This window comes from Paraburkholderia phytofirmans (assembly GCF_046028095.1).
GTDB lineage: Bacteria > Pseudomonadota > Gammaproteobacteria > Burkholderiales > Burkholderiaceae > Paraburkholderia > Paraburkholderia phytofirmans_A.
In genome coordinates, this window is sequence record NZ_JAQQDJ010000009.1 from 109,100 (window position 1) to 121,200 (window position 12,101).

Consider the following 12,101-nt stretch of genomic DNA (forward strand, 5'->3'; position numbering starts at 1 on the left):
CATGGATCTTCCAAACATCCCCCCCCTGACAGAGCGACCAGCACACGTACCGCCCGCACTGGTCTACGACGTCGACATTTTCAACCTCGAAGGCGCGAAGAATGGCGTCCACGAAGCATGGAAACGTCTTCAGCGTGAGGCACCGCCGATTTTCTGGACTCCACGCAACGGTGGTTACTGGATGATCACCCGCGCAAAGGATATTGAGGCAGTGCAGAAAGACCATGAGCACTTCTCGATGAAGCGCATGCTGATTCCGAACGTGCCGCGGCCGTTCCCCGCGCCTCCGCTCGATTTCGAACCGCCGCACCACGCACCGTGGCGCCTGCTCATCTCTCCGGCGTTCAGTCCGAAAGTCGTGTCGGAGGTCGAAGAGACCGTGCGCAAAGTGGCGATCAATCTGATCGAGGGGATGCGGCCACGCGGCGAGTGTGAATTCGTTTCCGAATTTACGAAGGTACTACCGATCGTGGTCTTCCTGACCATGATGCAGTTGCCGCCGCAAGACCGCGAGTTGCTGATGCCTCACGCGGACGCGATCGTGCGCTCGCCCAATCCGCAATCGATTCACGGGGCGCGCCTTGCACTGAAGGCCTATATCCAGAAGGTCATCGATGAGCGCAAGGCCAATCCGCGCGACGATCTGATCACAAAGATCATGAACGCGCGCATCGACGGAGAGCCGATCGGCGAGGAATATGTGGTCGGCATGTGCACGCTGCTTTTGAGCGGCGGCCTCGATACGGTCAAAAACCTGTTGGGCTTCGTGGCGATCTTCCTCGCGACCCACCCGGATCACGTTCGCCAATTGCGGGAAAACCCCGATTTGCTCCCGCACGCGGTGGAGGAATTGATCCGGCGGCACGGGGTCTCCAATACCGCGCGCCTGATCGTCAAGGACTACGAGTTCCTTGGCGTGCAGTTGAAGGCCGGCGAGCAGCTGCAAGGCGTGACCGCGCTCGTCGGACTGGACGACGAAACAGTCAGCAATCCGATGGAAGTCGACTTCAACCGTCCGGCGCCGATTCCGCACGCCGCTTTCGGCAACGGTCCGCATCGTTGCCCCGGCTCGATTCTGGCGAAACGTGAATTGCTGGTCTGGCTGCAGGAATGGCTGCCCCGCATTCCGGAGTTTCGTCTAAAGTCCGGCACGGTGCCGCATCAGGACGCCGGTATGGTTAACAATGTCTCAGAACTGTGGCTATCCTGGGACGTGCAACCGATTGTCGAATGAGAGGAGCCGATGTCAAAATCTCTTAACGGAATTCGCGTCCTTGATCTCGGCCGCATTGTTTCAGCTCCGTGGTGCGCGCAGACTCTCGGCGATCTGGGCGCGGACGTGATCAAGATCGAACGCCCCGGGCGGGGCGACGACCTTCGCACCTACGGACCGTCGTTCGCGCATGATGCCCAAGGCAATCCCACTCCCGAGTCCGGACACTACCTGTGTTCGAACCGGAACAAGCGCTCGGTAACGATCGACATCTCCAAGCCGGCAGGCCAGGAAATCATTCGCAGACTTGCGGCGAACTCGGATGTACTGATCGAAAACTACAAGGTGGGCGACCTCGCCCGCTACGGGATCGATTACGAAAGTCTGCGCGCGGTCAACCCAAACCTGATCTACTGCTCGATCACCGGCTTCGGCCAAGACGGGCCATACGCCAAACAGCCCGGCTATGACGCGGCGTTCCAAGGCATGAGCGGAATGATGGCAGTAACCGGGGAGCCGCAAGGTCAGCCCCAGCGCGTGGGCGTGTTCATCGTCGACGAGATGACCGGACTTTACGCCGCGATCGCAATCCTCGCAGCGTTGCGCCATCGGGACGCCGGCGGCGGCGGTCAATATATCGACCTGGCGCTGCTCGACGTTGCGGTTGCCGCAATGGCGCCGCGCACGATCGAGTGGACGCTCGAGGGTAAGGTTCCTGAACGGCTAGGTACACGCTCGCCCGGTTCCGCGCCAGCTCAGGTGTTTGCCTGCGCCGACGGCTTCCTCAACATCCAAGCCGGTGCGGAGCCTGATTACCGCAAGCTTTGCGATGTGCTGGAGTTGCCGGAGTTAAAGGAGGACGCCCGCTTTGCAATCCGCAAAGACCGGGTGACCCATCAGGAGATCCTGATCCCGCTTCTCGAGCAGCGAATCAGACAGTGGCCCGCGAAAGAGTTGCATCGCAAGCTGGTGGAGCGCGGTGTCGTCGCATCGCCGATTTACCAGGCATGCGACATGGTCGAGGACCCGCAGGTCAAACATCGCGAACTTCATCTCGAAGTTCCGCATCCGACGGTGGGCAAGGTTCCGTTGACGGCCAGTCCCATCCGGCTTTCGTCGACGCCGGTTGACGTCTATAACGCTCCCCCCACCATCGGACAACATACCGTGGAAGTTTTGTCTCGAGAACTCGGCTTCAGTGAGGAGCGGATAGCTGAGTTGCGAAACACCGGAATCGTCTGATCGGAACTTCGCTATCACCCTTTACGCTGCTGCAATATCGCCAAGGAGTTGCAGCAGCGCTTTTTACCGATGTTGGAGCTTTTGAGCACCGAAGCCCGACTTGGTCAAGTTAGCCACGGAGCGCTCCATATACTTGCGCCAAAACGCCTGGGCTTCTTCTGATTGACCATTACGCAGCAGGTCGACGAGTTGTTGGTGAGCCTGTAAAGCTTTGATCATGTTCGTGCGCATCATGTTTCGCGCATCCTCACCAGATTCAAGCAGCGTGTCTACGGACTTTTCTGAGAGCACTCGCAGCATATCCATGATGAACGTGAGGGCCCGATTTTCGGTCGCCCGAAGGAGCACCGTGCGATACTCGTTAATGTGTGTCAACGCAAGCTGAAAGTTACCCGCCTCTACCGCTGCGTGGCCTGCGACCACGTGCATTTCAAGCTCATCGAAAAGTTTCTTGTCTTTCTTTTTCCCTACCCGCAAGACCATCGTGGGTTCCAGAATCGCCCGAACCTCGTGCAGTTCACCCATGGTCGTGCCGCCGCTGGCCAGAACCATCGCACTGTACTCGGCTGCTCGCTCCACCGTCGGGCCCAAGACCGTGGCACCGGTACGCGCCCCACGGCCGAGACTAATAAGCGCCTCGACTTCAAGAATGCGCAGTGCTTCGCGAATGGTTGGGCGAGACACCTTGAAACGCTCCAGCAAATCGGACTCGAGCGGCAACTTGTCTCCGGGCTTGAGCTGCCCGGTAACAATCTGCGCACGTAAGCGGTCGGCAATGCCATGAGAGAGCTTCTGGACGCGGACATCGTCCTGATCGGTCGCGGAAGTTTGGCCAAAGTCCATTAGCAATTCACCCTTGTAGTAGATACCGGATATTGTACCAAGCCACACTATCAAAGCTTAACAAGATGACCTTTTTTCGTCGAGCCAGGAGGCGACGACGCATCCACAGCAGCAAACGCCATTCGCGCACGCCCAGAATCGGCAGAACCGTCGATCCAAAAGCCGCGGGCAGATTCAGGCAGCAATCGGCCCCTTTACCACTTTCGACTCGGTGTGCGACTTAAGCCGGCGCCGCTACCGCGAGTTGCGCCAGGTCTGCGCCCGGCAGAATTTCAGCGCTGGCCCGAATACCCTTCGCGACGAGTTTCTTGCCGTGCACGAAGTCACGCGGAGAGTTGATACAGTCGAGCGCGACGACTTTACCCCCGCGCAGATACACCACGCTGAATGCCCCCGCCTCCGGTGTTCCGCGTACCACTGTCTCGTCGTACCCGATATTCAGGCCCACGGTTTGCAGTCGCACGTCATACTGATTCGACCAGAACCACGGTACTGCCGAGTACGCAACTGGGGCGCCGGCAATTTTTGCGGCCACGACTCTCGCCTGGTCGTTCGCGTTCTGCACCGATTCCAGCCGAAGCCGCCGCCCGTCGGCAAACTCGTTCGCGTGGTTCGCGCAGTCTCCAATTGCGTATACGTCCGGCAGCGACGTCGCGCAGTACGGGTCGACGTCAACCCCGTTCGAACATTTCGCACCCGCCTGCCGCAACGGCTCGACCTCAGTGTCCAGTCCTACACCGACCACGACCAGATCCGCGTCGATTCGCTCCTCGTTGCCTAGCAAAACCGACGTAACCCTGCCCGCGTTACCCTCCAGCGCCACGACCTGAGTCGACGTCCGTATAACTACGCCGTGCTGTCGATGAAGTTGATCAAAATACGCCGACACCGCAGCTGACGTCACCCGGGCAAGTACTCGCTCCTGCGCCTCCAAAACGGTCACAGTCTTGCCCGCCTTGCGCAGAACCGCAGCCGTCTCGAGCCCGATGTATCCGCCGCCGATCACCACAATCCGGTCACACGCATTCAGCTCGTGCCTCAGGCTGTCGGTATGAGCACGCGTGCGCACTACATGCACACCGGCAAGCTCCGCGCCCGGGCAGTTGAGTTTCCTTGCTCGGCCTCCTGCCGCCCAAACCAAATGCTGATACCCGAAAACGTCGCCGGACTGGCAGCAGACGGCCTTTCGCTGCGCATCGACCGACACAACCCGCTGGTTGAGCACCATCTCCACGTTCTGGTCTTCCCAGAACGATGCAGGACGTAAAAGCAGCTTGTCAGCGCCGATCGAACCGTCCAAATAGGCTTTGGACAGAGGTGGCCGCTCGTAAGGAAGATCAGGCTCGTCACCGATGACACCGATCGAGCCCTGGAAGCCGTCCTGTCTCAAGCTCAGGGCCACGTGTGCTCCAGCCTGCCCGGCCCCAACGACAACCACGTCAAATTTGCGCATAGTCTTGGTTCACCAAAAGCCATCTATTTGTGTCGAGCACGCTCATCCGCGAACCGAGTTCGCGAGCCAATCGACCAAAAACTCAATCCCGTCGCTTCCCACGAGAAACTGATCCGGGGAGAATCCTCGTGGATTCCGCCCGTCTGTAGCCTCCCGACCTGCAAAGTTCAGGATTGAATTGCGTTCCTGTTCGCCGGTCGTACAGTTCCGACTGGAAACCCTCGACGCGCCGCCAGAACAAAAAGCAACGAACTTCCGCAATTTCCTCATTCCCTGCCTCCTCGCCCTAAATACCGCCATCAACCCGGTTGCTCGTTCAGGACTGCTCCTTCGTCAGTCGCGCCATCGACTTCGTTAGACATTGGAGCTGCAACCGAAACCTCCGTCCCTTTCGGCGCGACGTTGCGCAACAGGAAATACGAAAGGGCCGGGATCAACACCAGCGCTCCGACCATGTTCCAGATAAACATGAACGTAAGGAGAATACCCATGTCGGCCTGAAACTTGATCGCCGAAAACGCCCAGGTACCCACCCCCGCGGCAAGCGTCAAGGCAACAAGTGCCACGACCTTACCGGTGAATTCGACTGCACGTCTATAGGCCTCGGCGAGTGTGGCACCACGTCTTTGCAACGCGAGTTGAATGCTCAACAAATACAACGCATAGTCAACGCCAACTCCAACACCCAACGCGATCACTGGCAAGGTTGCTACTTTCACTCCGATTCCGAGCGCAACCATCAGCGCTTCGCACAACACCGAAGTGAGGACGAGAGGAAGCACGGCGACGATCACCCCACGGACGCTTCTAAACGTAATGAAGCAAAGAATCACGACCGCGCTATACAGCAGCGCCAGCATTTGCCTGTTCGAGCTTTCGACCACGATATTCGTGACCGCTTCGATTCCCGCTGAACCTGCGGCAAGCAGGAACTTCCTGTCCGCAGTGTCGTGCTGTTGTGCAAACGCCTCAACCTTCTCGACGACACGACTCAGTGTCTCCGCACGATGATCGTCAAGTGACGCGATGACAGGCACCACCGAACAGTCATTGCTGACGAGTTCCGGATAGTTAGCAATCACGTTTTGCATCGCCGGAGCAACGACAAGAGGATTGCGACTGATCGTCATCCACTTCGGATTGCCTTCATTGTTCGAAGCGGAGATGAGTCGCACGAGAGACGACGGCGAGCTAACACTCTGAACACCGGGCGTGTCAGCGAGTTGCACGCCCAAGCGGTCCTCTTCGAGGAGAGACTGAAACGAACGACAGCCTCCGGGCGGCGTCTTCACGATAACGGCAAACTGGTCGCTCGACAGCCTGTAGTGCGAAGTTACATAGGCGTTGTCGATGTTGTAGCGAGAGTTAGGCCTGAGCTCAGGCGCACCCGCATCCAGGTCTCCAATCTTCAAGTGGCGGCTAACCGAGTAACCGCCGACGCCCATGAGCGTTGCAATGAGCACCGCCGCGGTCGCACCGTTGCGCGTAGTAAACACCGCAAGAACGCGCCACAAACCTCGCCCTTGCCGCCCTGCACTTCCACGAACCGACCTAGCCGCCGCCACCTGGCTCACGCCGATGTAGGACAGCGCGACCGGAACCAGTATTAGTTTTGTAAAAATCAGCACGCTTACGCCAATGCTTGTCGTCAGCGCAAGCTCTCGAATAACCGGAATGTCGATCGTCATCAGGACCGCAAAACCCACCACATTGGTCAGCAGTGCAGTGAGACCAGCAAGAAACAGCCGGCGAAACGTGTATCGCGCCGCGACGTATTTATGCACGCCTCGCGCCACGTCCTGCATGATCCCGTTCATCTTCTGCGCGCCGTGGCTCAAACCAATCGCAAAAACCAGAAACGGCACGAGAATTGAATACGGGTCTAATGTGTAACCCAACAAGTGCATAAGGCCCAGCATCCAGACCACGCTCATGAGCGAACACCCAACGAGAATCAGGGTGCTACGCCAGCAGCGTGTGTACGCCAGCATGATCACAGTCGCAATGGCAATGGAGATACCGAAGAACAAAACGACCTGACGGAGCCCGGCGATCAAGTCGCTCGCCAGTTCTGCGAACCCTACGACACGAATTACCGTATTTCTGTCCGCCTGGCTCAGCACCTTCTGCTTCAACTGGTTCGAGAATGCCACGTAGTCCAATGGTTTTCCCGTTTCTGGATCTTTATCCAGCAACGGCACGACAAGCGTACTCGATTTGAAGTCATTGCCCACGAGATTGCCGACCAACCCCGCCAGACCAATATTCTGACGCAGAGCCTCGCGCGAATTCGCCGATCCATCGTAGTGGTCCGGCATAACCGGCCCTGCCTGAAAACCCTGCTCAGTGACCTCAGTCCACCGCACCGACGGTGCCCACAACGACTTCATCCACGAGCGGTCAACGCCGGGAATCAGGAATAGTGCGTCATTGATCTGTTTGAGCTTCTCGATATAGGTCGGGTCAAATATTGTTCCGTTTTTTGTTTCCACCACGACGCGAACAGAATTCCCCAATCCACGCAGCGAGTCCTTGTTGTCAAGATAATTCCTGATATAGGGATGCGACTGAGGAATCATGCTCTCAAAACTTGCATTGGCCGTCAGCTTGGTGGCGCTAATAGAGAGCAAAAAAGACAGCAATACAAATATTGCGACGACCCAAGTTCGGTGATTAAAAATCAGCCTTTCAAAACGGCCGCCACTCTTGAGATCAAAATCTCTCAGGCTCCGTACAACCGGGAATGCGTCACTGTTATCAATCTTGGATTCCATAGTCTTCCCTATCGGAAGTTTCAACATTGCGCGACCGACCGGCGCACTACAAGAACGCGATCTACACGGCTATCACCGCACACCGAATGTGTGTGCCCCGCCCATTCCAACCACTGTCAGACCACCGTCCGGGCCGCCAGCGATTCCTGATAGCACGACGCCTGGCGTCCCTGTGACTGACGCAAACTTCGTCAGGCCCACATCGCTCTCCATCACAGCGCCACCAAGATTAACAAGCGCCACACGCCCGTCAGCAAGCGATGTCGCGCCAGTAACAGTCGCCCCGTCTGTGCCATCCATAGCGGACCAATTGGCACCGCCGTCGCTTGACCTAAACACGTGGCCACGCAAGCCGTAAGCGACGACGCCACTACCGCCGCCAACCACGCCGAAAAGACTTCCGCTGTAGCCCGTCGACCGACGAATGAAGCGATCGGTACCATGCTCCATTACGAACACCGTTCCCTTTTCGGAAGCGATATACAGGTTGCCCTTGTACTCGCCGATTCCAAAAAGGTTCAACGCCTCTGGATTGTCGATTCTGTCACCGAATGGCGCCCAACTCTTGCCAGCATCCGTTGTGTGCATTGACAAACCAAAGGAGCCGACTGCATAGCCGTCAGTCGGACTCACAAAGCGAACCGACAAGAACGGATTGCTCGCGTTATCGGTTTGATGGGCCTTTGCATCATCAAGCAAACTACGAACTCCTGCGTCGCCCGCATCCACTTTCTGCTGAAAATAGGCAACGGCAATTGCGGCCGCCTGAACGCCGTTCAGTTGCTCCGTCCAAGTCAAACCGCCATCGTCGGTGTGAAGGATGATGCCGTCATGACCCACTGCCCAGCCGTCCTTCAGCGTGGGAAAATCGACACCGGTCAAATCGACCGATACGGGAGCATGTGCTTGTCGCCATGACTTGCCGCCGTCGTCTGAGTATGTGATCAAGCCACGCCAGCCTACGGCAATCAGGCGATTGCCTACCGAAGTTATCGCCGTCAACGGTGAGTGTCCCGGATGCGCAGCAGCTTGTGCTGACAACGAAAGCGGATCGACAAATCCCTGCCCAGCATTCGCAGCGACCGTCGATAGCAAAAACCAGAACCCGATAAAAGCAATCAAGACACGCACGGAATCGCCCTCTTTTTGTCAACACCAAGTACGCAGGGCGGACAAAACCGCCCGCCCTGACTTTACTCATCGAACTCCAGAACCTGCCATGGCATCGGGTGTCAATTGGGTCGCGAATGACGTATCGGGAAGATTCTTAAAATAGCCGCTCGGCGTCTCCACCCCACCAATCATGTAATTACCCTTGGAGAAGTCGTAAAAACTAAACGTCAGAGCGGACTGGTCCGGATTCTTCCCATAACGAACGTAGGGAGCCGCGAAGCCTGATCGATAGAGGCTTCCCGATGCGTCGTACGAATCCAGTGCAACGATCGACCACAGATCCTCATCAACATAGTAGAGCCGCTTCTTTATCACGTGGCGCGCACCGGGCTTCAAGGTAGCCTCCACGACCCACACGCGATGCACTTCCCAGCGAACCGCATCCGGCGACAGGAAGTGCGGCTTCAGCATCTGATCGGGCGGTGTGTCGAAGTGCAGTTTGTACGTGTTGTACGGCACGATCATTTCCTTCTTGCCAACGATCTTGTAGTCGAACCTGTCCAACTTTCCGAAGAACATGTTAACTTCGTCGCCGAGAACCGCGCCGCCGTAGGCAGCAGAAGGTGTGTCGTAAGTCAGATCCGGAGCAAGACGCACCCGGCGAAGACCCGGCGTATAGAAATAGATCGGTTGATCTTTGTTCTTGTAGTCGAGCGGCACGTACTCCATCACCTTTTGCCCGACCGAAGACGGCGGTCCAGTAAATGTCGCCACAAATTTGATCGCCCATTCACCGGGTTTCGCAGCCGGATCGTAATACGGGTTGTAGTAGAGAATCCGATTCGTACCGACGTTCGTAGTATTCCCCGCTGAATCAACGAGGTATCCCGAACCGAGCGCTTCGTGGGTCACATTGGTGAACGCCAGTGCGTGGTTCCAGATGATCTCAGCGCCGCGTTTAGGAATGGGGAACGGGATTCCACCCCACGCGTTCTCAACTCGAAGGTTGTCCTCGCTCAGACTCGCAGTACGAGCGAGTTCCTTCGTTTTCCGAAGTACAGCCTCCGGGTACACCATCGTTCGATGCGATGGGTAGACGTCGATACGAAAATCCGGGTAGCGCTTGAGCAGCGTTTGTGCACCATCGGTAAGCTTGTCCGCGTACTCTGCCATATTTTTCTGCGTCACAGAAAAGATTGGCTTTTCGCTAGCAAACGGATCCGGGTAGCGACCGCTGCCCTCGTTATAATTGGCCGGAGCTTTTACCAACTCCCCAGTGTAAGCCGGAACGAGACCATCTTTACTCGCATTCGGATCTGCCCCGAACGCCGTCAAAGTCGTGCCGAGCGCCTTGGCTTCCTCTTCTGAGACACCGGCAAATGCCTGCCCCAGCCCAATCAGCGCTACCGAAACGGCAAGCGCAGTCTTGATCAAACGCATTGTGCATCCCTCCTCTCAAAACGTTGCCTGAAGCGTGAGCAGCACGTAGCCACGATCGTTGTACATATACGGGCCGTTGCCGGCCGTAGTCGCGATCGGATAAGCCGTCGCACTCGTCTGCTTGTAGTGGCTATAGAAGCCACCGTAGTAGAGACCGACCGTGTACTTCTGCCAAATACTGGCCGTTGCGCCAATCTGCCATGTCCAGCTATGCGCCGAGCTGGAACCACTTGTCGCCCCGTTACCGGCAAGACCTGCAGTCACCGTCATGGGAATAGTCAAATCGACGCCTGGAAGTACCTGGAGGTATTGAGGCGCGAAGTTAACCGTCAGTCCGAGCGCGTTTCGCGTGGCACAGCCCGTGCTGAGGCCGCCCCCTGTACACGCAAGCGAACCTACGCCGTTATACAGATCGGGATTCGCCGAAATATGCTGCAAGTGCTGGTAGACAAGTTCAGCCGCCAGCGTGCCGGTACTCCATAACGGGCTTCGTGGCAGAATATACGTCGCGTTGACGAGGCCGTTAATGACATCGCCGATCGGGCCCTGATTCGTCTCGGGATTAATGCCAACGTTTACGAGCGCCGTGTGCGTGCGATAGTTGAGTTCACTACCGACGCTGACGTCACCGATCGACTTACTCAAGCTAACACCGTACAACTTCACGTCGTCGTTGTAGACCAGACGATATCCTGAGCTGGTAATCAACGGGGCTTGATAGGGTGTCGTCTCGGCAAGGCGGCGGAAATAGAGCCCCAACGTGCCGTCTCCCAGCCATTCCGGCTTCCAACGAGCATTCACACCGAAGTTGCCTTGATACGACGGCTTCAACGCCGGCTGGTTTTGCAGGAACGGCTCCAGCGGGTTGCCGGTGAACAGCCGGTTCGGGCCGTTAAACAAAAAGCCGGCCGTTCCAAAATACGTCCCGCCTTCCGGGAAGCGATTGGGCATCCAGTCTAGAAAGTACTGCCCGGCCAAGGAAAGGCTCGGCGTAACCTGCGCGGTCGCCGACAACTGACTAACCGGCAAAAACAATTGATTGATCTTTGCGCCCGGACTCGTGATTGCCTTGTTAAGGTCAATCGGGCCTTGAGAGTACGCGACGCTGTTCGAGGTATTGAAGAGTGCTTCGCCCCAGTACACCGACGTCTGACCCAAGCGCACGCTGATCGGGACCGTACCAGCGTTGAACGTCCCGAATACGAAAGCGTCGAGGAGCTGACCTCCGGGACCACGATAGTATTTTTTGATGTAGCTGGAATACTGGCCGTTATTGTAAGCGGACGGGATACCAACGGAGGTAGGACCAGGTGCGAGTCCAGTTGAAGTGTCGTGGTAGGCATTATCATACCAACCCTCACCACTTAAACGGAACCCATATTTGTCTTTATAGATCAGGTCAAACTCAGAGAGGATGTCGGCACGATTCTGAAACATGTCCCCCTTCCCGAACTTGTTGTCGGACTCGCTAAATTGAGGGTTGTTCAAGATTGCCGGATTCTGTCCCTGCACCCGCCATCCACCATTGTAGGACACCGTATTGTCCCAATGCATTTCGAGATCCGGGTTAGGCGTCTGGATCTCAAAGGCATGTGCCGAGAACGCAGTTAGGGCCAACGAAACCATAACAGCCAACTTTTGCGGTGGAATCGCGGGGTGATGCCTGGTCTGCATGTGATGTCTCCTGTCCTGCTAGCTATTTGTTCTGTTCGAGAAATGTGCCGTCAGCTGCACGCAAATCAAGCTGGCATTGCCGTGACGCTTAAGTCGTAGGGTCAAGAAGGATCGACCTGGTTTAGCTTCTGAATCAGGTGCCAACCAGGTGTTCTCGTCAGAATTGATCCTGCCAACCGGAACATCTACCACTTAGTTAACTACGCTAACGTCGATGCCATTGTACCCGCATGTGTGTGCATTACAAGATTGGGATCCACTGAATCGCTCGAATTTCAGGGAGAACCCATGCCAGGTATTTCCCTGGCGTGCAGGCATTACTTCGCTACTTCGCGGGGGCAAACCTGCG

Annotated in this window: 8 protein-coding genes; 2 read left to right on the top strand and 6 right to left on the bottom strand. The window is 56.8% G+C overall.

Translation table 11 applies throughout. From position 1 onward, the window contains the following. Nucleotide 1 precedes the first annotated feature (1 nt). Nucleotides 2-1,234: a cytochrome P450 gene (locus PQR54_RS24300; protein WP_408250132.1), complete on the top strand. Its 1,233-nt coding sequence runs from the start codon at nucleotides 2-4 to the stop codon at nucleotides 1,232-1,234. Nucleotides 1,235-1,243: 9 nt separating this feature from the next. After that, the gene (locus tag PQR54_RS24305; protein ID WP_408250134.1) at nucleotides 1,244-2,455 is read left to right on the top strand and encodes a CaiB/BaiF CoA transferase family protein; all 1,212 of its coding nucleotides are present in this window, start codon (nucleotides 1,244-1,246) and stop codon (nucleotides 2,453-2,455) included. Between the two features lie 63 nt (nucleotides 2,456-2,518). Here the strand turns inward: PQR54_RS24305 and PQR54_RS24310 are convergent, their stop codons facing one another. The 6 genes from PQR54_RS24310 to PQR54_RS24335 all read right to left on the bottom strand — a co-directional run bounded on the left by PQR54_RS24310 (nucleotide 2,519) and on the right by PQR54_RS24335 (nucleotide 11,752). Then, complete coding sequence (locus PQR54_RS24310; RefSeq protein WP_408250136.1) at nucleotides 2,519-3,298, bottom strand: FadR/GntR family transcriptional regulator; 780 nt, start codon at nucleotides 3,296-3,298, stop codon at nucleotides 2,519-2,521. 220 nt (nucleotides 3,299-3,518) lie between these two features. Next, nucleotides 3,519-4,751: an NAD(P)/FAD-dependent oxidoreductase gene (locus tag PQR54_RS24315; RefSeq protein WP_408250138.1), complete on the bottom strand. Its 1,233-nt coding sequence runs from the start codon at nucleotides 4,749-4,751 to the stop codon at nucleotides 3,519-3,521. 299 nt (nucleotides 4,752-5,050) lie between these two features. Then, on the bottom strand, nucleotides 5,051-7,525 hold the full coding sequence (locus PQR54_RS24320; RefSeq protein WP_408250140.1) for an efflux RND transporter permease subunit: 2,475 nt from the start codon (nucleotides 7,523-7,525) through the stop codon (nucleotides 5,051-5,053). Between the two features lie 72 nt (nucleotides 7,526-7,597). After that, the gene (locus tag PQR54_RS24325; RefSeq protein WP_408250142.1) at nucleotides 7,598-8,656 is read right to left on the bottom strand and encodes a WD40/YVTN/BNR-like repeat-containing protein; all 1,059 of its coding nucleotides are present in this window, start codon (nucleotides 8,654-8,656) and stop codon (nucleotides 7,598-7,600) included. Nucleotides 8,657-8,722: 66 nt separating this feature from the next. After that, nucleotides 8,723-10,078, bottom strand: a complete 1,356-nt coding sequence (locus PQR54_RS24330; RefSeq protein WP_408250144.1) for a DUF1329 domain-containing protein — start codon at nucleotides 10,076-10,078, stop codon at nucleotides 8,723-8,725. Nucleotides 10,079-10,093: 15 nt separating this feature from the next. Continuing rightward, entirely contained in the window at nucleotides 10,094-11,752 is a 1,659-nt protein-coding gene (locus tag PQR54_RS24335; protein ID WP_408250146.1) for a DUF1302 domain-containing protein, read from the bottom strand. Between the last annotated feature and the right edge of the window lie 349 nt (nucleotides 11,753-12,101).